The organism is Streptosporangium sp. NPDC001559 (assembly GCF_042893955.1).
Lineage (GTDB): Bacteria > Actinomycetota > Actinomycetes > Streptosporangiales > Streptosporangiaceae > Streptosporangium.
This window is the reverse complement of sequence record NZ_JBIAVG010000016.1, coordinates 123809-142919: the sequence shown is the minus strand read 5'-3', so window position 1 is coordinate 142919 and position 19111 is coordinate 123809. Positions and strand designations below refer to the sequence as shown.

The 19111-nt window shown below is 68.2% G+C and carries 36 protein-coding genes; 1 reads left to right on the top strand and 35 read right to left on the bottom strand.

The genetic code is table 11. The features are described 5' to 3' along the window. Nucleotides 1-35: 35 nt before the first annotated feature. The 35 genes from ACFYY8_RS31325 to ACFYY8_RS31155 form a co-directional block, all read right to left on the bottom strand. A complete protein-coding gene (locus ACFYY8_RS31325) occupies nucleotides 36-428 on the bottom strand; it encodes a hypothetical protein (RefSeq protein WP_390047152.1) in 393 nt (130 codons plus the stop codon). Continuing rightward, nucleotides 425-3493 carry a Helicase associated domain protein gene (locus ACFYY8_RS31320; RefSeq protein ID WP_390047150.1) on the bottom strand — a complete coding sequence of 1023 codons (3069 nt, stop codon included), beginning with the start codon at nucleotides 3491-3493 and terminating at the stop codon, nucleotides 425-427. The genes ACFYY8_RS31325 and ACFYY8_RS31320 overlap by 4 nt, the downstream gene beginning before the upstream one ends. Beyond that, a complete protein-coding gene (locus ACFYY8_RS31315; RefSeq protein ID WP_390047148.1) occupies nucleotides 3490-4179 on the bottom strand; it encodes a hypothetical protein in 690 nt (229 codons plus the stop codon). Before ACFYY8_RS31315 ends, ACFYY8_RS31320 begins: the two co-directional genes overlap by 4 nt. Beyond that, nucleotides 4176-4637: a hypothetical protein gene (locus tag ACFYY8_RS31310; RefSeq protein ID WP_390047146.1), complete on the bottom strand. Its 462-nt coding sequence runs from the start codon at nucleotides 4635-4637 to the stop codon at nucleotides 4176-4178. Before ACFYY8_RS31310 ends, ACFYY8_RS31315 begins: the two co-directional genes overlap by 4 nt. Further along, on the bottom strand, nucleotides 4634-4990 hold the full coding sequence (locus ACFYY8_RS31305; protein ID WP_390047144.1) for a hypothetical protein: 357 nt from the start codon (nucleotides 4988-4990) through the stop codon (nucleotides 4634-4636). Before ACFYY8_RS31305 ends, ACFYY8_RS31310 begins: the two co-directional genes overlap by 4 nt. Before the next feature lie 721 nt (nucleotides 4991-5711). Continuing rightward, complete coding sequence (locus ACFYY8_RS31300) at nucleotides 5712-6464, bottom strand: hypothetical protein (protein ID WP_390047142.1); 753 nt, start codon at nucleotides 6462-6464, stop codon at nucleotides 5712-5714. Nucleotides 6465-6469: 5 nt separating this feature from the next. Beyond that, entirely contained in the window at nucleotides 6470-6883 is a 414-nt protein-coding gene (locus tag ACFYY8_RS31295) for a hypothetical protein (protein ID WP_390047140.1), read from the bottom strand. 1 nt (nucleotide 6884) lies between these two features. Further along, nucleotides 6885-7382, bottom strand: a complete 498-nt coding sequence (locus tag ACFYY8_RS31290; protein ID WP_390047138.1) for a WhiB family transcriptional regulator — start codon at nucleotides 7380-7382, stop codon at nucleotides 6885-6887. Further along, nucleotides 7379-7549, bottom strand: coding sequence for a hypothetical protein (locus ACFYY8_RS31285; RefSeq protein ID WP_390047135.1), 171 nt, complete (start codon nucleotides 7547-7549; stop codon nucleotides 7379-7381). The genes ACFYY8_RS31290 and ACFYY8_RS31285 overlap by 4 nt, the downstream gene beginning before the upstream one ends. Then, nucleotides 7542-7739 carry a hypothetical protein gene (locus tag ACFYY8_RS31280; RefSeq protein ID WP_390047133.1) on the bottom strand — a complete coding sequence of 66 codons (198 nt, stop codon included), beginning with the start codon at nucleotides 7737-7739 and terminating at the stop codon, nucleotides 7542-7544. Before ACFYY8_RS31280 ends, ACFYY8_RS31285 begins: the two co-directional genes overlap by 8 nt. Nucleotides 7740-7875: 136 nt before the next feature. Then, nucleotides 7876-7998: a hypothetical protein gene (locus ACFYY8_RS31275; RefSeq protein ID WP_390047131.1), complete on the bottom strand. Its 123-nt coding sequence runs from the start codon at nucleotides 7996-7998 to the stop codon at nucleotides 7876-7878. A gap of 220 nt (nucleotides 7999-8218) precedes the next feature. Beyond that, nucleotides 8219-8779: an HAD domain-containing protein gene (locus ACFYY8_RS31270; RefSeq protein WP_390047129.1), complete on the bottom strand. Its 561-nt coding sequence runs from the start codon at nucleotides 8777-8779 to the stop codon at nucleotides 8219-8221. Next, complete coding sequence (locus ACFYY8_RS31265; RefSeq protein WP_390047127.1) at nucleotides 8776-8958, bottom strand: hypothetical protein; 183 nt, start codon at nucleotides 8956-8958, stop codon at nucleotides 8776-8778. Before ACFYY8_RS31265 ends, ACFYY8_RS31270 begins: the two co-directional genes overlap by 4 nt. After that, entirely contained in the window at nucleotides 8955-9563 is a 609-nt protein-coding gene (locus ACFYY8_RS31260; RefSeq protein WP_390047125.1) for a hypothetical protein, read from the bottom strand. Before ACFYY8_RS31260 ends, ACFYY8_RS31265 begins: the two co-directional genes overlap by 4 nt. Before the next feature lie 82 nt (nucleotides 9564-9645). Next, nucleotides 9646-10041 (bottom strand): hypothetical protein, encoded by a 396-nt coding sequence (locus ACFYY8_RS31255; protein WP_390047123.1) that lies wholly within the window; start codon nucleotides 10039-10041, stop codon nucleotides 9646-9648. Next, entirely contained in the window at nucleotides 10038-10376 is a 339-nt protein-coding gene (locus ACFYY8_RS31250; RefSeq protein WP_390047121.1) for a hypothetical protein, read from the bottom strand. Before ACFYY8_RS31250 ends, ACFYY8_RS31255 begins: the two co-directional genes overlap by 4 nt. After that, complete coding sequence (locus ACFYY8_RS31245) at nucleotides 10369-10578, bottom strand: hypothetical protein (protein ID WP_390047119.1); 210 nt, start codon at nucleotides 10576-10578, stop codon at nucleotides 10369-10371. Before ACFYY8_RS31245 ends, ACFYY8_RS31250 begins: the two co-directional genes overlap by 8 nt. After that, nucleotides 10575-10817, bottom strand: coding sequence for a hypothetical protein (locus ACFYY8_RS31240; protein WP_390047117.1), 243 nt, complete (start codon nucleotides 10815-10817; stop codon nucleotides 10575-10577). Before ACFYY8_RS31240 ends, ACFYY8_RS31245 begins: the two co-directional genes overlap by 4 nt. Further along, on the bottom strand, nucleotides 10814-11524 hold the full coding sequence (locus ACFYY8_RS31235) for a phage antirepressor N-terminal domain-containing protein (protein ID WP_390047396.1): 711 nt from the start codon (nucleotides 11522-11524) through the stop codon (nucleotides 10814-10816). The genes ACFYY8_RS31240 and ACFYY8_RS31235 overlap by 4 nt, the downstream gene beginning before the upstream one ends. A gap of 14 nt (nucleotides 11525-11538) precedes the next feature. Continuing rightward, complete coding sequence (locus tag ACFYY8_RS31230) at nucleotides 11539-11949, bottom strand: hypothetical protein (RefSeq protein ID WP_390047115.1); 411 nt, start codon at nucleotides 11947-11949, stop codon at nucleotides 11539-11541. 76 nt (nucleotides 11950-12025) lie between these two features. Next, nucleotides 12026-12160 (bottom strand): hypothetical protein, encoded by a 135-nt coding sequence (locus tag ACFYY8_RS31225; RefSeq protein ID WP_390047113.1) that lies wholly within the window; start codon nucleotides 12158-12160, stop codon nucleotides 12026-12028. Further along, the gene (locus ACFYY8_RS31220; RefSeq protein WP_390047111.1) at nucleotides 12160-12690 is read right to left on the bottom strand and encodes a hypothetical protein; all 531 of its coding nucleotides are present in this window, start codon (nucleotides 12688-12690) and stop codon (nucleotides 12160-12162) included. The genes ACFYY8_RS31225 and ACFYY8_RS31220 overlap by 1 nt, the downstream gene beginning before the upstream one ends. Nucleotides 12691-12708: 18 nt before the next feature. Then, nucleotides 12709-13236 (bottom strand): hypothetical protein, encoded by a 528-nt coding sequence (locus tag ACFYY8_RS31215; RefSeq protein ID WP_390047109.1) that lies wholly within the window; start codon nucleotides 13234-13236, stop codon nucleotides 12709-12711. A gap of 233 nt (nucleotides 13237-13469) precedes the next feature. Next, nucleotides 13470-14006 (bottom strand): HNH endonuclease signature motif containing protein, encoded by a 537-nt coding sequence (locus tag ACFYY8_RS31210; RefSeq protein ID WP_390047107.1) that lies wholly within the window; start codon nucleotides 14004-14006, stop codon nucleotides 13470-13472. Then, nucleotides 14003-14440 carry a hypothetical protein gene (locus ACFYY8_RS31205; protein WP_390047105.1) on the bottom strand — a complete coding sequence of 146 codons (438 nt, stop codon included), beginning with the start codon at nucleotides 14438-14440 and terminating at the stop codon, nucleotides 14003-14005. The genes ACFYY8_RS31210 and ACFYY8_RS31205 overlap by 4 nt, the downstream gene beginning before the upstream one ends. Next, complete coding sequence (locus tag ACFYY8_RS31200; protein WP_390047102.1) at nucleotides 14437-15042, bottom strand: hypothetical protein; 606 nt, start codon at nucleotides 15040-15042, stop codon at nucleotides 14437-14439. The genes ACFYY8_RS31205 and ACFYY8_RS31200 overlap by 4 nt, the downstream gene beginning before the upstream one ends. After that, nucleotides 15026-15718, bottom strand: a complete 693-nt coding sequence (locus ACFYY8_RS31195; RefSeq protein WP_390047100.1) for a hypothetical protein — start codon at nucleotides 15716-15718, stop codon at nucleotides 15026-15028. Before ACFYY8_RS31195 ends, ACFYY8_RS31200 begins: the two co-directional genes overlap by 17 nt. Further along, the gene (locus tag ACFYY8_RS31190; RefSeq protein ID WP_390047098.1) at nucleotides 15718-15948 is read right to left on the bottom strand and encodes a hypothetical protein; all 231 of its coding nucleotides are present in this window, start codon (nucleotides 15946-15948) and stop codon (nucleotides 15718-15720) included. Before ACFYY8_RS31190 ends, ACFYY8_RS31195 begins: the two co-directional genes overlap by 1 nt. Next, nucleotides 15948-16367 carry a MerR family transcriptional regulator gene (locus ACFYY8_RS31185; protein WP_390047096.1) on the bottom strand — a complete coding sequence of 140 codons (420 nt, stop codon included), beginning with the start codon at nucleotides 16365-16367 and terminating at the stop codon, nucleotides 15948-15950. Before ACFYY8_RS31185 ends, ACFYY8_RS31190 begins: the two co-directional genes overlap by 1 nt. After that, entirely contained in the window at nucleotides 16364-16792 is a 429-nt protein-coding gene (locus ACFYY8_RS31180) for a hypothetical protein (protein ID WP_390047094.1), read from the bottom strand. Before ACFYY8_RS31180 ends, ACFYY8_RS31185 begins: the two co-directional genes overlap by 4 nt. Continuing rightward, complete coding sequence (locus tag ACFYY8_RS31175; RefSeq protein ID WP_390047092.1) at nucleotides 16789-17172, bottom strand: hypothetical protein; 384 nt, start codon at nucleotides 17170-17172, stop codon at nucleotides 16789-16791. The genes ACFYY8_RS31180 and ACFYY8_RS31175 overlap by 4 nt, the downstream gene beginning before the upstream one ends. Beyond that, the gene (locus ACFYY8_RS31170; RefSeq protein WP_390047090.1) at nucleotides 17169-17495 is read right to left on the bottom strand and encodes a hypothetical protein; all 327 of its coding nucleotides are present in this window, start codon (nucleotides 17493-17495) and stop codon (nucleotides 17169-17171) included. The genes ACFYY8_RS31175 and ACFYY8_RS31170 overlap by 4 nt, the downstream gene beginning before the upstream one ends. Then, nucleotides 17492-17638 carry a hypothetical protein gene (locus tag ACFYY8_RS31165; protein ID WP_390047088.1) on the bottom strand — a complete coding sequence of 49 codons (147 nt, stop codon included), beginning with the start codon at nucleotides 17636-17638 and terminating at the stop codon, nucleotides 17492-17494. Before ACFYY8_RS31165 ends, ACFYY8_RS31170 begins: the two co-directional genes overlap by 4 nt. 198 nt (nucleotides 17639-17836) lie before the next feature. Beyond that, nucleotides 17837-18139 carry a hypothetical protein gene (locus tag ACFYY8_RS31160; protein WP_390047086.1) on the bottom strand — a complete coding sequence of 101 codons (303 nt, stop codon included), beginning with the start codon at nucleotides 18137-18139 and terminating at the stop codon, nucleotides 17837-17839. Further along, nucleotides 18139-18399: a helix-turn-helix domain-containing protein gene (locus ACFYY8_RS31155; RefSeq protein WP_390047084.1), complete on the bottom strand. Its 261-nt coding sequence runs from the start codon at nucleotides 18397-18399 to the stop codon at nucleotides 18139-18141. Before ACFYY8_RS31155 ends, ACFYY8_RS31160 begins: the two co-directional genes overlap by 1 nt. Before the next feature lie 173 nt (nucleotides 18400-18572). Between ACFYY8_RS31155 and ACFYY8_RS31150 the strand changes: the two genes are divergently transcribed. Then, on the top strand, nucleotides 18573-19061 hold the full coding sequence (locus ACFYY8_RS31150) for a hypothetical protein (RefSeq protein WP_390047082.1): 489 nt from the start codon (nucleotides 18573-18575) through the stop codon (nucleotides 19059-19061). Nucleotides 19062-19111: the final 50 nt, after the last annotated feature.

Below are 19111 nucleotides of genomic sequence, written 5' to 3'. Positions count from 1 at the left end.
CCTCCCCGGGAAGGGGAGGGAGGAGGAAAAGGTGGTCACGACGCACCTCCAGTCAGGAACAGGGCACCCTGGGCGGCGTCAGCGGCAGGGGCTGGGTGTGCGGCCTCGACCCGGTCAGCGTCACCGCAGATGATGAGAGCGGTTTGGGCGGCGGCGTTGGCCAGCCCGCACAACCGGATGGCCTCCTGCTGCAGGGCGTCACGCTCCTGGGACCGGGCAGGAGTGTCCCGCTGCGGGCCGTCCATGATTGCGGCTGCGGATGCGGCGATGAGCCGCCTTTTGAGCGTCTCGCCCGCCGCCCTGAACTCGGCGGCTTCCACGAAAAGAGCGTCAGCGCGGGCCCGCTGGCCGGCCAGCCACGTGGCCAGCCGGGCGGGGTCGGCGCAGGCCTGGCAGTCGGGGCCGTGAGGAAGCTTGCGGCGGGTCACGACGCCACCGCCTCAGGGTCTGGGGCGGGCTTGCTCAGTCCACGCGCAAGGCGCGACAGGTAGTCGGCGGAGACCCCGACGTCCGCTGCGATCGCAGCCAAGCTTTCGCCGGCATCTCGTCGCCGCCGGATGTCGGCCAGTTGGCTGACGGTGACGCGGCGCCGGACCGGTACGTCCCCGGCCAGGAGTTCCGCGAGCGGCGGTACGGGGCGCCAGTCGGGCGCGGTCAGGTCGCCGACGCGTTCGGCCAGGTCGGCGATCAATCTGGCGTTCCGGCGTGCGATCACGTCCTTGCGGAACTTGAGTCCGTTCGCGTAGCCAAGCTCTCGGCTTATCCAGCCGATGCCGAACCCTCGCGCGACCAGGCCGTTGATGATCTCCCAGGTGGGACCGGCGTCGATGGACTCGTTGTCGGGGTTGACGAGGCGACCGCGGCTCCCCACCTTGAGAGCCCGGCTGCAGGCGCCTGCTGTGGTGGCCAGCAGCGCGGCCTCGTGTGCCCGGCTGATGGTCTGCTGGCCGGCGTCGATTTTCTTGATGGCGCCGAGCGGAACCTTTGACGTGGCGGCGATAGCCGTCGTCCTGACGCCCGCCTGGTAGAGCGTCTGCAGGTGGCGGCGGGACGCAGCGGCGGGCACCGGGTTGACGATGCGACGGCGCCGTTCGGCGAGGCGTTCGCGGTCGTCGGCCCGGCGGGCGGGCAGGCACGTGGCGCAGGGGCACCCGGCCGCGATTCCTTTCGCTGTGCCGTGGGGGTGGCCGCCCAGATCGAGAGGTTCGCCGAAGTCTTTCCTGGTTGTGGGGCCCTTCCACGCCCAGCCGGGCATGGCCTCCAAGCGGCTGACGTACTCGGGTTCCAATTGCTGCCGGTGGTACAGGAACCGTTGCCGGGCGACCCACTGGCCGAGGCTGATGACAATGTCGGACAGGGTCTCCTTGTGGGGGGCTGGCGGGGAGGAGTGTCCTTCCCGGTTGGTGTACTGGCGCAGCGCGGAGAACGCGATCCGCCATCGGGTTTCAGCGGTCTTCCACAGGAACGTCAGTTGGCCTTTGTCGCCTCGGGGTATCGCGGCGGTGATCTCGTCGGGCAGGGCTGGGTGGAGGTGGCCGGTGATGTTGCGGCGCCGTATCGACAGGACCCACCGGCCGAGCGGCAGGTCATCCTCACGGTGGTCGTCGGGGACGTCGGCGTGTTTTTCGAACGCGCTGAACTGCCTCAGCGCCTGGATCAGGGTCACGTCGGCGGTGGATAGGCCTCCGTCCCAGCTCCACCCGGGCAGCGTCTCAAGGCGGGCGGCCAGTTCTGAGGCGAGGACGCCGTCGCGGTAGAGCTGGCGCTGCGTGGCGACCCAGATGCCCAGGAACTCGCCCGCGACCTTGACGCCGTCGTAGATGGAGGAGGCGTCGACCGGCTGCTCCAGGCTGCCGCGCTCCTGCGCCAGGTCGGCCAGTCTGGCGAAGGTTCGGTTCCACTGGGAGGCGGACCACGTCCACGCCCAGCCAGGGATGGCCTCCAACTGACGGATCCGGCCGGGGTCGAGCACGCCTTTGCTGTAGGCGATGCGCTGCTGGTAAACCCACTTGCCGAGCTGCTCCCCCTGCCAGACCAGGTTGGCGGCGACATAGCGTGTTCTGTCGGCGGTGTAGTCCTGCAGCAGCGCGTAGAACCGGTCCCATGCCAGCCCGGTCTCGCGTACCGCGCGCACCATCAGCACGCCCGGGTCCATGTCCTCGGGCAGCAGGAAGTGGACCCGCTCCAGCGAGTACGGCCCGCGGGGGGTGACCTCCCGTGCGGCGGTGTCGAGCTCGCGGGCGAACCGGAGGTCGTGGGCGCGTAGAGCCCGCAGCACGGCCCAGACGTGGGCGAAGGTGGAGCTGGCCAGGGCGCTGTCGTCGTCTCCGTCGTTGTCGACGGCGACCGGCACGATGATGGTGCCGACGGTTTTGCCGGGAGCTGGGCGCAGGGCCCGGCCGATCGCCTGAGTGATGGCGACCGGGGAGGTGTACGGGTCGGCGAAGATGATGCCGTCGACGGCCGGCACGTCGATCCCTTCGGTGAGGCAGCGGGCGTTGCTCAACAACCGCGGCTGCAGGGCGTCCTGGCCGAGCCATTCCAGTGCGTGCCTCCGGTCGTCGGCGGCCATGTAGCCGGAGATGTGGCGGCCCCCGACGCGGCGCCCGTCCGCGAGCTGAACCCCATTCATGAGGTCGGCGAACGCTTTCGCTTTGGCGACACGGCCGTGAAAGGTGATCAAGCGGCGGAGCCCGAACCGGCTCATCGCGTCCGAAAGGACCGCGGGCAGGGTCTCGCTGATGCGGCCTGTGCCAGGCCGGTGGCCGACGACCACGACGCGGTAGTCGCAGAGCAGACGGGCGCCGATCGCCTCACCGAAAGTGAAGGCGTGGGCAACCGGCCCGAACACCTTCTCGTCGTCCATCGACAGGACGCTGTCCGGCCCGGTCACGATCTGCGGGGTCGCCGTGGCGAACAATCGGCGGCGGGCCTGGATCCGCTGCCCGTCGGTCGGGACCTGGAATGCGGCGGTCGGCAGTCCCGCGAGGCGGTGCGCCTCGTCGCAGATCATCAGATCGAACGGGCCGACGCCAGCCAGTTGTTGTGCTCGTTCCACGACCGGGCAGGAGTGGTAGGTGGAGAACACCACCTGCGGCCGGTCGGGGTGCTCGTCCTCCAGGAACCGGGCGACCTGGGCGGGGGAAGTGGTCACCTTGGCGCGGGAACAAACCCAGAACGCCGCCAGGTCCTCGCTCCGGCTTTCCTCGTCGCGTTCAGCCTTGCCGGTGGCGGTGGCGGGGTCGGAGCACACCACGATGGCCCGGAAAGGCGGCCCGGTACGGCGCCATTCCCGCAACGTCTGAGCGACCAGCAGCAGCGAAGGAAGCAGCACGAGGGTGCGGGTCGAACCGGCCCGGATCGCCTGCCATCGGCATGTGAGGGTCTTGCCGGTACCGCACGCCATGATCAGCTGCGCGCGGTCATGGATGGTCCATGCCTTGTCGAGTGCGTCCAGTGCGGCGATCTGATGCGGTCGAGGCTGCAGGGTCACAACGCCACCGCCTCAGGAAGCGAGGAGCTCTGCGCCCACCGTTCTGCGAGCCGCGTCGGCAAGTCGCCCGCGAAGGTATCGCCGACGGCGATGTTGCCGTCCATGAACGTGATCGGCTCGGCTCCGCCGATCTCCAGCCAGCACACGGACTTCGCCACGTCGATGGCGACCTCATCCAGGTCTTGGCCGTAGAGACACTTGGTCATCACGAACGGCAGGACGATCTTCACCATCCAGTCCGCAGGCTCGGCTTCGGCAAGCTGGGCGGCGTACCAGCGGGCCACATGCCGTGCAGCGTGGACGAGGAAGATGCCGGGACCGCAGAACGGATCAACCCAGACGATGTGGTCCAGCGCCCGCACATCACCCGCCAGGCGAGCGTCCAGCTTCTGTACTACTGACTTCACCTGGTACTCGACGACCTCGACGGGCGTGTAGACGACGCCATGTGCTTCCCGCTGCCGGGCGGGCAGCAGAGCCGCTCGCGCCTCCCCCAGCTCGACGACACCCCACTCAGCGAGGTCTCCGAGGGGTGCCAGGCCGACGGCCGGCGGCACATCCCACGGCAGGGTGAGGCCGCGGGCAGAGGCGATGCCGTTGACGAGCTGCCGCATGACGATACGGCTGTCGCCGCCGGCGCGGTCGAGGAGGGCGATCAGGGTGGCTGTCATGGCTTTGCTGGTCACGCCGTCACCTCCACGACTTCGATCCCGGCCGCCGCAGCCCGGCGCATGCAGTCCCGGGTGCCGTACGAGGGGCCTTGAGGGGCTGCGATGCACAGGTGGGCGCCCTCGTCGACCATGTCCTGATTGCGGGCCTTGCCAGCGATCGGGCAGTAGGTGGTGCCGTCCTGCCGGGTGCGGCGGTGAGGCTTGGGCGGGCACAGGCGGCTGCAGGAGTCCCAGTCGGCTGGGTGGGGCTCCTCGGGAATGCCGTAGGCGAGGCACACGATGTGGGCCAGCCAGTCCGCGGACCGGTTCGGCCTTTTCCCATCGCGCCGCTTGGGCGGGTAGCAGGCCCCGTGGACGACCAGGAGGTCCCCGTCCAGCTGGCGTGCGTCGTGCCACGTGTCGACGATGGTGAACTCCAGCGCCTGGACGTCGGCGAAAGAGCGGCTGCCAGTGACGAGGGCGCGGTACATCATGCTGCGCCTCCGGCATCAAACAGGGTGTCCTGGGCGGGTCCGCCAGCAGAGGCAGAGGGGTGTGCGGCTTCGACCCGGTCGGCGTGGGCGCGGATGCTCATGGCTAGCTGCGAGAGGGCGTTGGCTTCACCGCACAGTCGCCGGTGCTCCTTCTGGGCGGCGCCGAACGCCCGCCAGTCGTCCACTGACGTGGCCCGGTAGCGCTTTCTCGCCTCCTCGATGGCAGGCCACAGATCACGGCGCTGCGCGTCCAGGGCGTCAGCGCGCTCCCGCTCAGCGGCCAGCCACTCGGGTAGTTGGGCGGGGTCGGTGCAGGCCAGACAGTCCGGGTCGTAGGGGTGCTGGCGGGTCATAGTGTCACCTCCGGATCCGGGGCAGGTTCGTGGAACCCGCCCCGGGGGTCAGCGGCCGGTAGTGGTCAGGGACGACGAGTCATTCGATTAGGGGCGGGCCGGGCCGGATGGGTACGTCGGTCCGGTTCGGCTCGGGCTGGGTTGTCGGTGCCGATGAGAGGGCTTGTCGGAATGGTGAGCATTGAGTGGGCTCGATAAGTCGACTCCGAGATAGAGGCGCCTGGGCTCGACGGGGTGGGGCATGTCGAGTGGGCTGGGGTGATCGAGACCTGCATAGGCTTGTCGGCTCGCCTGGGGTTGGCGCGGGTTGACCTGTCGGCTTGGGCCGGGAGAGCTCGGGGAGGGTTGGGTAGTCGGTCTGCGGTTGAAGCGCCTGAGTTCGGCGGGGTAAGACATGTCGCGGCGCGAGTGGTCGGGTGGACTTGCGTGGGGCAGACGTGGCTGGGCCCGTCGGTCCGGCTTGACGTGGATGGGCTCGAAAAGGCATGTCGGTCTGAGATGGGCGGAAAAGGCATGTCGTTTCGGCACGTCACGATGTGAGTCGGGTTGGCATGTCGAAGAAGCACGGCCAGGCCTAAACGGGGATGGCCAGTCGGTACGGGATGACCAGGCGCGGTGGGGCTTGTCGACAAGGCAGGGATAGCGGTGGTTCGGCTCGTCGCCTTGAGGTGGCTAGCCGTATCTGCCGGTGAGGGCACGGCGTCGTGGGTTGGGCGGCGCGTCACTGGTCGCCGCCTACCGGGCCGGTGATCCGGTCGAACGCGAGGAGTTCGAACTTGCCGTCACTTCGGCCGCGGTCGGAGCCGATGCCGATGTCTTCTCCCCGCTCCCAGATGCGGGCCCACGCCTGCAGGGGAAGGAAGTCGTCGTGGACACGAACTTCGAAGGTGAGGACGGGGCGGTCGACGTACTCGACGCGGCTGATCGACGACCGCGGCCCCTGAGCCGTCATGACATGCTTGATGCGCTCCTCAACACCGGACGGCTCTTTCACGCCGAGGCCGATGTAGACCTCGGGGATGAACACACGTTCCGCGAGCGTCGACATGAGGCCCTTGCGGAAGCCCTTCGGTAGTGGCCGGCCGACCTGCGGCTTGGTGGTGGTCTTGCCGTCCCAGTCCGTACCGGGGTACGCGCTGTTGGCCCACTCCTTGAGCGCGGCCTTCACGCACCGCCCCTCGAAGGCCAGCTCCCCAGTGTCCGGAATGCGTTTGAAACCGTTGATGCTGGGCGCCGCGTCCGACTCCAGTAGCGCCTGTGCCAGTTCGTCCGCGGACGGCTGCCGATCGGGGAATCTCTCGGCCAGGACTTTCTGGGTCAGTTCCTGCAGGTCCCGGTCGCCGATCTCCATGCGGGACTTCAGCCAGCCCTTGATGACCGACGCCGACGACGGCACTCCGCCTACGAGCTTGTCGCGGACCTGCAGCTGCACCCAGTAGCGGGCGACGCTGGTCTCGGCCCCGAACACGTCCAAGGCGCTCATATGGCTGCCTTCCGGGTTCCGGCCGGCAGCGACAGGACGTTGCGGGACTGCATCGCTTTCATCGCCGCTTCGGCCTTGAGGCGTAGCTCTCGTTCGTTGTCCACTTTCGCCTGCAAGTCCGCCACGTACTCGGCGGTCGCGGGCGGCAGGTTCGCCGGGTCGAGGTCCATCTCAATGCGGGTACGGCGGACCGCCGTTCGGGCGCGGCCGTAGTTCACGACCGTCGCCTGCACGTCCACCGCGGACTGGAGGGTGCGGAACAGGTCGAACAGCTCCCGTGGTGTCTTGTCCGCCAGAGACTGGCCGGTGATCTTCTCGATGTCCTGCTGCAGCCCCTCGTCGGCGCGGATCAACGCCACGACGGCGTCGAACTCTTCGGGGCTGTACTCCTGGGGGCGTCGTTTCGGCATGTCAGGTCCTTGAGAGGTTTTTCGGTTGGATAGGTGTCGCGTCTTCCGCCTGCTGGATCCCCTGCCGGCGGACGCGGCGCAGGGTGATCACGTCCACGTCGAGGTGGTTGGCGGCTTCCGCCAGGGGCAGCCCGCGGATCTCTATGAGCTGGACGCTGTCCGCGTACAAGGCCCAGTCGCCTTCGGACATGGCGTCAGTACGGGACCGCCTGAAGAGGCGGCGACGCTCGTTCTTCCGCTCTTCTTCGTTCAGGCCGCCCCAGGTGCCGTACTTCTCCGGACGGGACAGCGCGTAGTTCAAGCACTCCGTACGGACCGGGCACTGGGCGCAGATCGCCTTGGCCTTCCGCTCACGGCGTTCCCGGTCTTCTGGCTGCTCCTTGTGCGCGGGAAAGAACAGCGCGAAGTCCTCGGTTTCACAGGCGGCGCGGCGCTGCCACTCAGCAGACGGAGGCCGCAGCAAGCGGGCGATACGGGCAATGCCCGCGACGGCGGTCACCTGACCACCTCCGCCTGGGCGGCGGTGGCCAGAGCCGACCGCGCCATAGCCGCCATAGCGGCGACCACAGCTCGTACCTCCACCGGGGCAGTCAAGTCAGCCGCGGCCCGGTCCAGACACGGCAGGTGGGCAGCGAGGCGGGCCAGGTCGGCAGTCAGATCACTCACCGGGCTCGACCTCCTCGATGTCGCAGTCGAACTCGTCGGCGATCGACTGGGCGAGCCCACGGACGGTGTCGCGGGACCTCGACTCGGCGTGGCCCCGAAGCCCTGGCACGGTGCGAGGAATGTCCAGCCGCCAGTGGAGACCGTCGTGGCGTTCGCGGGGGCTTATGGCCAGGACGGGGCGGGCGGTCAAAGGAGCGTCCTTCTGGGCTGAGGCCGGGCGGGGCGCTCAAACAGTCCGCCGTCGTCCAGCTCGCTGGGCTCTACGGCGGCGTCTTCCAGGGGGCACTCGACGTCGCCCTCGGCCGGTACGGGGATGCCCGGGTGAGTCATTCGGCTTCCTCCTCGAACACGTCGTGCAGGTCAGATGGGCTGTAGACGGCCAGAACCAGTCCTGTGAGCAGTAGCCCGGCCAGGGCCAGGCAGGCGGTGGAGATCAAGAGCGCTCCCACGGAGGGACTCCCTCGCCTCGGAGCCACCGGTGGTCAGCGGTGTCGGCTAGGACGTCAGTGACGAGGCGATCCACCCGGTCCGGGTCGAGCCCCAGGGGCGTGATGGCGGCCTGGGTGCGTTCCTCTCGGAGGCGGGCCGCCGCGGCCGAGGCGGCTCTGCGGCGGGCTTTGCGGGTCGTCAGGGACTTGGTGATGAGGTTCCACGCCTCGGCCGCCGTGATCACGCGCCGCCCCCGTGGGTCAGAAGCCAGGAGCGGGCCTCGGCGAAGTCGTCGTCGGTCAGGCCGGTCTCGCCGTTGACGTGGATGATGAGGCAGTCGCTGACGTTGGGGTGCTGGAACAGGAACTTCTCGTCCGCCGCAGTGAGGTCGTCGTCCAGCCACACGAACGGGCGACCTCTCACCCAGTCGGCGACATGCGGCGTCTTGAACATCAGCCGGCCACCCATGTGGAGCAGCTGGTTGTCGCGGTCGACCTCGATCACCGGAAGCTCAGGGAGCCCGATCTGCGGGCCGATCTGCGTGTTGGCGTCGTGCTCCCACGTCGTCGCCCACACCAGCTCGCAGCCGGTTTCCTTGGCGATGTCGAGCAGCCGGGGGCCGTGGAAGGGGTTGAGCAGCAGGTTGAACGTGCGTCCGCCCGCGATGCCCTTCGTCTTGACCCACTCGGGGCCGGGGCGGCGGAAGGCATTCAGAACGCCATCGACGTCGATCAGCAGTAGCGGGCGGAGGGGCTCCTCCACGGCGGGAAGGTCAGGCTCCAGGAAGGTGAGGGCACTCATGCGGTTGGCTCCTCGGTCAGGTCGGGGTACGGGTGGCGGGCGTTGACGGTGCGGAACGGGACGGTGTCGTCGCTCAAGCCGGCTTCGGACTTCGTCGACGCGGGCCGGTGGCGCCGCCCCTTGGGGGCGGGCAGCAGCAGGCAGGCCAGCGTGTACAGGACCCGCTCCAAGACGGTCACCGCTCGACCTCGCGGGCCTCGCCGAGGTCCGCGAACGTCGAGGTCTCCGCTTCCGGGTTGCACGTCGCCCCGAACGAGTGGGTCGCCCCGTGCGGGTGCATCGGGCTCGACGGGGCTTTCCAAGCGGGCTGGCCGCAGTGGACGCAGTACCCGTCTGGTTTCGTCTCTGGGAAGGCCCCGTTGAACTGGGCGGCATGTGCCGCCATGTCCCCTTGAGGGGTGTCCAGCGGGTGGGGTTGTAAAGGGAGAGGCTCCACCACGGCCGAGACCGACATGCCGCCCTGGGCGAGCATCGCCGCGGCGCCCTGGACGACGTTGCGGTGCTGGGCGGCGTAGTGGAGGGCGGTGCGCTCCTCGGTCTCCAGCTCCTGGTAGCGGCGCTGCAGCTCTTGGATCTGCCCGCCGACGTTTTCCTTCGCGGCCCGCTTCTCCTCAGCGATGCGGTCTTGCTGGCGGGCTCCCGCCACGTTCTGGTCGTACTGGGCTCGCAGGACGCCGAGGATCTGTTCAGCCACCTCAGGGGTGGGGAACTCCACGGCAGGCTTCTTCGGGGTGGCGGCGACGAGGACCTGGCCGGTATCAGCCTGGCGGTTGTTCTGGACCATTGGGGACCCCTTTTCGGTCTGGTTGAATCGGCTGCGGGTCCCGCACCTCCCTGGCATCACGAGGGAGGTGCGGGATCGTGGCTCAGACAGGCGCGGTCGCCTCGACAGGCCGGGTGTCGACGTACATCCGGGCGGGCCGCTCGTACGGCTCGCGCGGGCACAGCGTCAGCTGGCCGGGAGGGTCCGGGGTCGGCGCCGGCTCGTCAGGCCCGGGGTCGTCTTCCGGGCGGAAGTAGACGCACGTGTAGCGGTCTTCCAAACCCTTCGGGTTGGTCTCCACCCACTCGGCCGGCGTGCGGTCCGCGTAAGCGATGAGAGGCAGCGGGCAGGCGTTCGCGTAGTCGTTGAGCCGGGCGGGTTTGTCGTGGATGCAGCGCCCGCAGTTTCGGGCCATCCAGCAGTCGACCTCGGTGCCGTTCGAGAACGCTGACTCGTCATGGGATGCGGCGAGGGCCTCGTTGTAGGTGGGGAGCGTCATGCCGCACCCCCGTTGATGGCCCGAGCGATCGCCAGGGCGTGCCGGCAGTCCTCGGACATTGGGCCGCTCAGTCGAACCTCGACGCCGTCCCAACTGGCCAGCCAAGCGGCGAGCCGTTCACGGGCGTTGAGCAGCGCGACGATGGTTTCGGCAAGCTCCGGGGTCTCGATCTCGGGGCCCCCATCACAGTCGGGGCAGCCGACGATGGGGGCATCACCGATGAAGATGTTGGCGTCCCCGCGGGAGTCGACGACGGCCCGGGCGGGAGCGGGTTCGATCGCGCGAAGCTTCGCGACGGCGGCGTGGATCACCTCGGCGGGAGTGAGGTCAGCCACGGTCGGCCACCTCCTCGGAGGTGATCGGCTCGACGAGCACCGGGTGCCCGAGGTCGAGCGACTGACGGATCTGCCCCGGCAGGTCAGTGATGCAGATGGCGGTAGGGCTGAACCGGCCGGTCGGCCAGGACAACCGGGCGATCGCAGGCACTCGCCGGGCGTGGTCGGGATTGCTGCAGTAGACGGTCTTGTCGGCCATCACGCACCGCCCCACGGGGCGCCCTGAAGGTCGTCAGTTCCCAGTGCGCCACCATGGTCAGAGGCCCGCTGGAGGGTGACTTCGACGTGCTCCCACTTCTCGCTGTGCGCGCGGGTGACCTCCACCTGAGCCTCAGCTCGGGCCTCAGCCGGGGTGAGCATGCCGACTCGACGGACGATCAGCGCATACCGCTCTGGCTCGACGACCTCGACGCTCTGCGGGATGTCCTCGGGACGCATCACGACGCCTCCCCAAGGGGAAGCTCAGGCCAGCCAGGAGGGTCGAGAGGAAGCTGCCGTTGCGCCGCCATCTCCAGGCGCAGCTTCGTGGACTCGTAGATGCGATACAGCGGCTCGATCGCGTGCTCGAACACCTCGTACGTGCCGGTCTTCGCCTTCAGCCAGAACAGGTGACCGTACTTGGCCATCGGCCGACCGTCCTGGCGGAGTACGCCGCCCGCGCGCAGCGTCCGGGTGAAGTCGTGGATGTGGAGGTGGACGCCGAACCGCTGGCGCATGAGAACGAGCGAGTCGATCAACGGGTAGGTGATCGGCTCAAGCGGTTCTGGTGCGGGAAGCTGAACGACAGGCTCCGGCTCGACCGTCCTGGGCTTGACGGCCATGCCCTCGTGCCAATACCGGTCGAGCGCCTCGGTTGCCTCCTGCTGGTAGGCGATGAGCTGATCCCGCTTCGCCTTGGCGACGTTGTTCTCGTTGACCGTGGCGAGCCACATCGTCAGCGTCTTGCGATCAACTACTGTCACCTGGCGGGTCCGCGGGTCTCCGGGAAGACGCACGGGCCTAAGGCCCGTGCGTGCCCAGGACCTGGTCTTCAACTTGCGGATCTGAGTGTCTGGGTCGAGCTCAAGCGCCTCTACTGCTGGCCGGAAGACCACCCACAAGGTGTCGTCTTCGGAGACGGTGTGCAGTTCTCCGAGCGAGAGCCTCACCGGAACGACCTCGCTCACTGGGCACCGCCCTGGGGTGCGCGCTGGGGTTCGGCGGCGTCAGCGACCAGGTTGGCGGCGATCTTGTTGACCGCCTCCGGGTCGATGTCGTACTCCTCCAGCCAGCCCCAGATGTCCGGGCCGAGCGTGTGCGGGTGCTGCCACGCCTCCCAAAGGGTCCTGGCCACCCGGTCCGCGACGCGGACTCCAGCAGCCTCGATCTCCCGGAGCAGGAGCGTGAGGGCGTAGAAGGACACGAACGCGCGGGACGACTCTGCGGCCTTGTCTCGGTCAGGGTCGTCCTGGCCGAGCCGGAAGTGCAGCTGGGCGAACGCTGCGAAGTGCTTCGCCATCACCTCAGCGGTGACGTCCTCCGCCCGCTCCGGGTAAGGGGCGATCTCCTCGATCGAGCTGATCTGCTCGGTCATGGTCTCTCCGATCAGTGGGGTGAGGGCCCGTCTTGTGCTCGCCCCCGAGGTCGAGCACAAGACGGGAAGAGGCAGGTCAGGCCGTGAAGTGGTTGACGAGGGAGATGACGGCCCAGATCAGAACGCCCGTCATGACCAGCCCCAAGAGGGCGCACAGGACGAGCCAGAGCCCGAAACAGCCGCCCAGCACGTCGGGCTTGCGGCCGGGCATCAGTCGCCGACCTTCGCGACGAGCGAGACGGGAGTCTTCACGTCCAGCGGCCGGTCGGACTGGATGTAGTCGCCCGTCCAGGTGACGAGCGCCCCGCTGGTGGTGAAGAAGAAGACGCCAGGCTCGTTTCCTCCGTAGGTGCCGTCGTCGCCGGCCGAGTCCGTTGTCAGCCAGCACTCTGAGACGCTGCACGGGTGCTGCATGTCGTCCTGGGGCAGCAGCTGCGAGGACACCGAGGTGACCTTGCCCTTGATCGTGTAGTAGGCGATGACCTTGGCGTCCATCGACAGCAGGTAGACGTAGGAGATGCGGTTGCGGTCGTTGTTGCGTCGCAGGTACTCCGACAGGTTCGCCCGGTCCAGCGGGTAGTTCAGGTCAGCGGACGGGAAGGGGACGGCTTTGTCGTACTTGCGTTGCTGGTCGCCGGAGACGGCCTGAGCCTTCTCTCTGTCGCTGGTTGTATCTGAGGTGCACCCGCTCACGGCGAGTGCGGCGAACGCCAGGGCGGCGATGATCCGTGCGGTCTTCACGGGGAGGTCTCCAGGGGGTTAGTTGCAGGTGGGGGTGTCGTCGCTGAGCCGCTCGGGCAGGCTGTGGTCCTTGAACAGGGCGCGGTTGGCCTTGGCGGAGTCGGCGTTGTAGGTCTCGACGAGGTCGGCGCGCTGCTGCTGCAGGCCGGTCAGTTCGGTGTCGAGGCGGTCACGCTTAGGGGCGGCCTGGTACTGGTCGCTGGGGTCGCCGTTAGGGTGCCGCTTGTCGTAGGCGGCGATCTCCGCCTCCTTGGCGTCGATCTTGGAGTCGATCGCCCGGACCCCGGCGCACAGGTCGAAGTAGTGCTCGTACTGGTAGAGGACGTTGTCCGGGTTCGCGACCCGCTCCCGCACGCCAGAAGCGGTACGGAGGGGCTGCGTCAGCCAGCCGACCGCCCAGAACACCAGGCCGACCACGAGCGCCACCGTGAGCGCGACGAAGAACCAGCGGACCGGCCGGAAGCGGACGTTGGTCTCCTCTTCGAAGTCGTGGCGGACCGCATCGTGCAGCGACTCCCGCTTACGCCTGGGGTTGTCGAATGACACGTGAATCTCCTTGCGGGGTGGGTGGTGTCTCTCTCAGCCCGCCCCCGATACAGCGGGCTGAGAGAGACGCCAGGGGGAAGGTCAGGGGACGTCGAGGTCGGACGGCGAGCCGTGCAGGTCGTCCGAGAAGAGGCGGAGGGTCTCAACCTGCTGAGCGAGGCACCTCAAGCAGCAGCCGCACGGGTGGCCGGCAGGAGTGGGGCAGTCGATGAGCGCGGGGCCAGGAAGACCGTTCATGACACCGCCTCGCCCAGCTCTGCCGGGTTGGCGCCGTACTCCTCAGGGGTGATCCACCGGCCGTCCGGCGTTGGGTAGCGCCACCCCCATCCGGCGACCGCTACTGGCACGTCAGCCGGGTCGATGCCGGTGTGGACGAGGTAGCCGAACCGGTAGGCCGCGGTACGGTTCTTCTCCACCCAGCCGTGGCAGGCCGTAGTTCCTGAGCCGCACAGCAGGAGCAGGTTCTCTGCGGTGTTCTCGCCGCCCCGGCCACGAGGGATCCGGTGGTGGATAGAGTCCTCATCCCGCGGTACGGCTTTCCCGCAGCGGACGCACACCTTGTCTCGGCCCTCCACCCGGGCGCGGAGCTTGTCCGACGGCCCGGTGTCGGAGGTGGGGAACTCCAGGTGCCAGCCGTTGCGGCAGCACTTCATGCGAACCGGCAGGACACGGGAGACACCCATGGACTCCATGCGGTCCCAGCGGCGCTGCGCCTCCTCCTTGGTGGCGAACGTCTCCTTGTTGCAGCAGGCCTGGACGCGGGTCTTCACCGGCCACCGCCCCGGTAGGTGTCGTACATGGCTTTGGCGTTGACGTTGAGCGACCTCATCAACTCGACCTGGGCCTTGACCTGCCAGACGTAGTCCACGGCGTTGGCCCGAACGATCTTCGCTTCGCGTAGCGTCCAGTACTCCTCGGAGATACGGACCGCGAACCACTCATCCAGCTGCTTCTGGGTCACCTGGCCGGCGCGGCGCCCGACCTCGGGGGCGGGCTCCTGCATCAGGAGGATCGTGCGCGCCTCCAAGTAGCGGCGCTCGGCAGCCAGTTCGGCTTCGCGGGCCCGCTTCACCGCAAGTTGGGAGCGGCCCAGTTCGTTGTTCAGCCGCTTCAAGAACACGTCGGTGTCCACCGGGGTGAGGACCACGTCCTCGGACAGGAACTCGAAGGAGCCCGACTCGGCGCGCTGGAAAACGTCGGTCATGACTCACCTGCCTCAAGGGCGGGGCGGATCAGATCGGTGATGGAGATTTCGCCGGACTGCCAAGCGGCGGCGATCTGGTCGCGGCCGTTCGGCTTGCCCTTCTTCGCCGCTTCGAACGTCAACGCGAATGAGCCGGTCGGTTCGCCCTTGACCGTTTCGGAGACCTTCACGACTTCGCCGGTCGTCTCGTTGACCAGCTCACCGGCCTCGCCAGCTTCGGCGAGAAGCTTGGTTCGGTAGGCGGGCCGGACTCTCTGGCCGACCAGGTCCGGGTGGAGTTTGCGGATGTACGCAACTACGTCCGGCCTGGACAGGGCAGCCGGTGAGATCGCAGGTTCGATCTCCTCAGGCTTGTTCGCCAGCACCCAGGCCAGCAGCGCGTCCTCGTCGACGCGGGTCGTTTCCTGGCCCGCTTTGATCGAGACCTTGCCGACCGCGGCCCCCGCCGGGAGGGCCACCTCGATCTGAGTCGAACCCGCCTTGCGGGCGTCAGCGAACAGCGGTTCGGCTTCGCCGCGGGCGTCGACGAGCGCCTTGTTCACCCTCTTGGAGAGGGCGTCCAGGACAGCGACCTTGAAAGCGGCTTCACGCGGCGTGGCCATCGCTGTCCTCCTCACCGGCCATGGCCTGACGCAGCGCTCCGGCGAGGGCCTCAGCAGGGTCGGTGGCCTGCGTCAGCGGGGCCAGAGCCTCGATGAGCTGGGACGCCTGAGCGTTGGTCAACGCCTTGGTGCTGGTCACCTGCACGCCGGTCAGGGCGGCGATCGTCATCAGCCCTTCGTCGCGGCCAGCGACGCCGAGCGTGGCGAACTGGGCGGCGAGACGGGACAGCAACGCCTTGGTGACAAGCTGCTCGCCCGGGTCAGTGGTGGGCCAACCCTGCTCATCGCGCGGCCCGTACTGCTGGCGCTCGGCTTCCCGGTTGCGAACCTCCAGCCCGCTGGCGATGCTCTTCTTCGCATCGGCGGCGAGCGCGGCAATCAGCGCTCGACCCCACGCGGAGGTCTCGGCGTTCATCAGTTCGGAGTTGCGGGTGTAGGGCGTGGTGCCGGGAAACGGCTCCCACGCGATACCGATGCCCGGCCTGTTGTCGTCCGGGGTCCGGTAGAACGCGGCGGTGTAGACGATGAACGTCTTCTCGCCAATCGTCTCGACCTTGTACGGTTTGGCCGGGTCGAGCGGCTGAAACACCCCCTCGGGGTGCTTCTTACGGGCCTCAACGATCCTGCTCGCGACCTCGTTGTAACCGGAGTCCGCAGGGTTGAAATCACGCGCCATCAGGTGTTCTTCTCCCGCTTGTACTCGTGCTCGGTCTGGTCATCCAGCTCGGGACCCTCACCAACGGGGACCGACCGGAAAGGGCGGGTGAGGTCGTCTGGGGCGTACTCGGGGTGGGCGACAAGGAATGCGGAGAGCTGGTCCTCGACGCCGAGGTCGTAGGGGTCCGCGTCGCGATAGCGGGGCTCCCGGAACCGGGCCTCAGGAACGGGGCGGCGGGGGCCGACCATCACGCCACCCCCGCGCGTGCGGCGTGCCCCCGGAGGCGCACGAGTTGCGAGGTGCCGACCGATACCTCTACCGCCCGGGTGCGGGCCGCCACGTCCTGCCAGCGCACGTACACGCGCCGGTGGCGCTTCGTGGCCCAGCAGATCCGCACCGGGCCGCCGTTGTTCCAGCAGGCGCACGTCACGATGTCGCCCTCTGTGAGCTGGGTGACCGTGCGAACAGAGGCCAGGGCCTGCACGTCCGCCTCGGTGAAGCGCCGCTCCCCACCCAGGGTCCGGAACGACGCAGTGATCAGTCCCCGGCGTGCCCACTCACCAACCCGGTCAGTTGTGACGCCCAGCAGGTCGCCTACCTGGCCGGACGTCATGTGCGTCACCCCGGCGGGGAAAGGCGGGATCACGGCGGGAATCAGGGTGCTCACCGGGCGCCTCCTTCCGGGGCAACCACCCAGCAGAGCCGGTGCCCGGCAGGAGCCCGGTGGTCGATGGTCAGCTGGCCGCCCTCAAACACCAGGTACGGGGTGCTGTAGACGGGGTTGTCGGAGTCGTTGGCCGACCTCTGATTGGAGGCGCTCGTGCACAGCGACCACACGCCGTCGGTGTCGACGACCATCAGGTGGCCGTACTCACCTTCCTTGCCGTAGAGCCGCCCCGCCTCGATGCTGGTGGCGACCCCGCTGGTACGGACCTGGGGCCGCATACTGAAGGCCTCGTTGACGGCGACCCACGTGTACGGCTGACCTTCGCCGATCATCATGCGGATCCGGTCAGCGATCAGATTGAGGTTGTCGAGGGCGAGGTATCCACCCCACGGCAGGCCCAGAACGATGCGTTCGTAGTCGTTCACGCCGCCACCTCCGCCCGGTGCGCGACGGCGGTCCACCGCTGGGCGCCGAAGTGGTCGCGCTGCTCGAACTGGACGTAGGCCACGTCAATGGTGGCGAGTTGCCGCGCGGCGGCGTGCCACGCCTCCCGGTCCAGCGAGTGGCGGCCGTTGCGGATCCCGGCCAGGGAGCCGTACCAGCACGGCACGGCGCCCCACCCGATGACGTCCCGGTCGCCCGGAATGGCCACGTACCACGCCTCTTCGGGCAGCGGCGCGACGTACTCCCTCACCCCAGCCGGGTGGTGCACACGCACCACGGCACCGGCCGGGACGAAGACGACGGCGACCTCGGTAGCACTGGGGCGGGCCTCCACCAGGGAGGCGACAGACAAAGCGGTCACGGCTTCACCGCCCGACCGGCCGCGTCGCGCAGCCACTTGGCGACCTGCGTCTTGGGCAGCGGGGTAGACCACCGGTACAGGACCTGCGGGTCCTGGCCGATGGAGCGCAGGTAAGCGTCGAGGGGGTCGAGGACGACCTCGACCCGGGCGGGGGCGACCGCCTGACGGATGATGCCGACGGCCTCCATGCCCATCACGCGGGCCTGCTGCAACGCGGAGATCGCGGTCGCCGCCGTCAGGAGCGCGGCAGAGGTGGCCGACATGGGTACGGGGGGCTGGTCCGGAGCGGTCGGGCCGACCAGGGCGACGGCGAGGGCGGTCACTTCTGGCCCCCGTTCAGGGCGTCAGCCACGCGGACGCCCAACTCGATCTCGTCGAGGACTACGCGCGTCGTCTCGGGGTACCCGGCCTTGACGGCCTGCCAGGCGTTCGCCTCGTCGGCGACGCTGGGCTTACTCTTGGTCATTGGCTTGCCTGCTCTCTCTTGTGAGATCTCGGAGCGGGTGGGTCAGCGGGTCCCAGCCGTGCCTGCGGCTGGGCCCGCACTTAGCTGGGGGTATTGGCGCTGGTCTCGTCCGCACGGTCGAGCTCGCGGAGCGCCTCGAACCGGGCCAGGGCTCCCAGCAGCGCGTAAGTCTGCGCCGGGGTCACGCGTCGGCCCCGTTCATGCCGTCCTCCCGTAGGAGCGGGCGGCCTCAGGGCGGGCGCGGAGCGGAGTGACCGAAGCGCCAGCGACCGGCTCAGGCATCCGCACTTTTGGCGCCTTCGCCTTGATCGGGCGCGGCTTCCGCGCCTGAGCGGCTTGGTTCGTTCCAGTGGCCAGGATCTCCATGAGATGCGCCTCGGTGAACACGCGCGCGCGGCCGAGCTTGCTGCCCCAGTTGTGCCTGCGGGCGTTGACCTTCAGCCAGTGCTCTGTCCGCTGGAGAAGCTCCGCCGCTTGCTTGAGCGAGTAGACCTGCTCCATCAGCTCCGCTCCATGCTTTCCAGAGGGGGCGGGCTGCACAGGTCGTCGACTTTCACATCGAGTGCCGTGGCGAGCACCTTGAGGTTCGGCGCCGAGGGCACGAAGGCTCCCGCCTCCCAACGGGACAAGGTGGTGTGGTTGAACTTCCGGCCAGCTTTTCCGCATCGCTCCGAGAGGGCGACGAGGGTGAGTCCCTGTCGCTCTCGTTCGTGACGTGCGCGCTGACCGTTGAACGGAAGGGATAGGCGCTTACTAGCCATGTTCGCAACGTACCGCACATGTGCGATTGGCCGCAACTGGTCGCACATGTTTCTTTGGATACGGCACTTGCAGTCAATAACAGGCGCCTCTTAGGCAATACCTGAACTGCGCATGTGCGATACAGTGCGACCAGGTCCGCAAGCCCCCCTCCAGAGCAGTCAGAAGGGCTGTCATGAACCGCACCGACGAGAGCGCTCGCCTACGCCTCGCCGACGCAATGGACGGTCGGCGCAAAGAACTACGCTTGCGCTGGGAGGAGATCGCAGAACGAGCGGAGATCTCCGGCACCCACCTGCGCCGAATCCGCCGAGGAGAGAGTGGATTCACCGACCTCGTAGAGGTCAGACTCGAAGAAGCACTTCTCTGGTCCCCAGGCTCGATCAAGGCGGTACTGGGGGGAGGAGAACCCACCCCCGCCGCCTCGCGCCTAGAGATCTTGGCTCACACGACGCAGACAGGCCATGGCCTCGACACGCCGACCGTCAAAGAACTTCAGGCGGAGATCGACGCCCTCATGGGGGGGCTTCCCGAGTGGCGCCGGCGGCGCCTAGAGAAGCTGATCGCCGAAGAGGAAGCCGAACTGGAACATTTGAGGCGATCACGCCTTAAGCGCTGGAAGGAAGTCATAGAGGACCAAAGGGGTCAGTCGGACCTTTCGTGACATATTCGACCCGTATCGAACACGCTACGTAGCGTGTTCGATACGGGTCG

Bases quoted from the DNA above. Each gene is read 5' to 3' on its own strand.
- ACFYY8_RS31200 (WP_390047102.1), bottom strand. From the start codon at position 15,042: ATGGCCACGCCGCGTGAAGCCGCTTTCAAGGTCGCTGTCCTGGACGCC.
- ACFYY8_RS31295 (WP_390047140.1), bottom strand. From the start codon at position 6,883: ATGCCGAAACGACGCCCCCAGGAGTACAGCCCCGAAGAGTTCGACGCC.
- ACFYY8_RS31190 (WP_390047098.1), bottom strand. From the start codon at position 15,948: ATGGTCGGCCCCCGCCGCCCCGTTCCTGAGGCCCGGTTCCGGGAGCCC.
- ACFYY8_RS31230 (WP_390047115.1), bottom strand. From the start codon at position 11,949: ATGACCGAGCAGATCAGCTCGATCGAGGAGATCGCCCCTTACCCGGAG.
- ACFYY8_RS31205 (WP_390047105.1), bottom strand. From the start codon at position 14,440: ATGACCGACGTTTTCCAGCGCGCCGAGTCGGGCTCCTTCGAGTTCCTG.
- ACFYY8_RS31195 (WP_390047100.1), bottom strand. From the start codon at position 15,718: ATGGCGCGTGATTTCAACCCTGCGGACTCCGGTTACAACGAGGTCGCG.
- ACFYY8_RS31305 (WP_390047144.1), bottom strand. From the start codon at position 4,990: ATGACCCGCCAGCACCCCTACGACCCGGACTGTCTGGCCTGCACCGAC.
- ACFYY8_RS31270 (WP_390047129.1), bottom strand. From the start codon at position 8,779: ATGAGTGCCCTCACCTTCCTGGAGCCTGACCTTCCCGCCGTGGAGGAG.
- ACFYY8_RS31225 (WP_390047113.1), bottom strand. From the start codon at position 12,160: ATGCCCGGCCGCAAGCCCGACGTGCTGGGCGGCTGTTTCGGGCTCTGG.
- ACFYY8_RS31160 (WP_390047086.1), bottom strand. From the start codon at position 18,139: ATGGAGCAGGTCTACTCGCTCAAGCAAGCGGCGGAGCTTCTCCAGCGG.
- ACFYY8_RS31255 (WP_390047123.1), bottom strand. From the start codon at position 10,041: ATGACGCTCCCCACCTACAACGAGGCCCTCGCCGCATCCCATGACGAG.
- ACFYY8_RS31310 (WP_390047146.1), bottom strand. From the start codon at position 4,637: ATGATGTACCGCGCCCTCGTCACTGGCAGCCGCTCTTTCGCCGACGTC.
- ACFYY8_RS31260 (WP_390047125.1), bottom strand. From the start codon at position 9,563: ATGGTCCAGAACAACCGCCAGGCTGATACCGGCCAGGTCCTCGTCGCC.
- ACFYY8_RS31165 (WP_390047088.1), bottom strand. From the start codon at position 17,638: ATGACCAAGAGTAAGCCCAGCGTCGCCGACGAGGCGAACGCCTGGCAG.
- ACFYY8_RS31155 (WP_390047084.1), bottom strand. From the start codon at position 18,399: ATGGCTAGTAAGCGCCTATCCCTTCCGTTCAACGGTCAGCGCGCACGT.
- ACFYY8_RS31150 (WP_390047082.1), top strand. From the start codon at position 18,573: ATGAACCGCACCGACGAGAGCGCTCGCCTACGCCTCGCCGACGCAATG.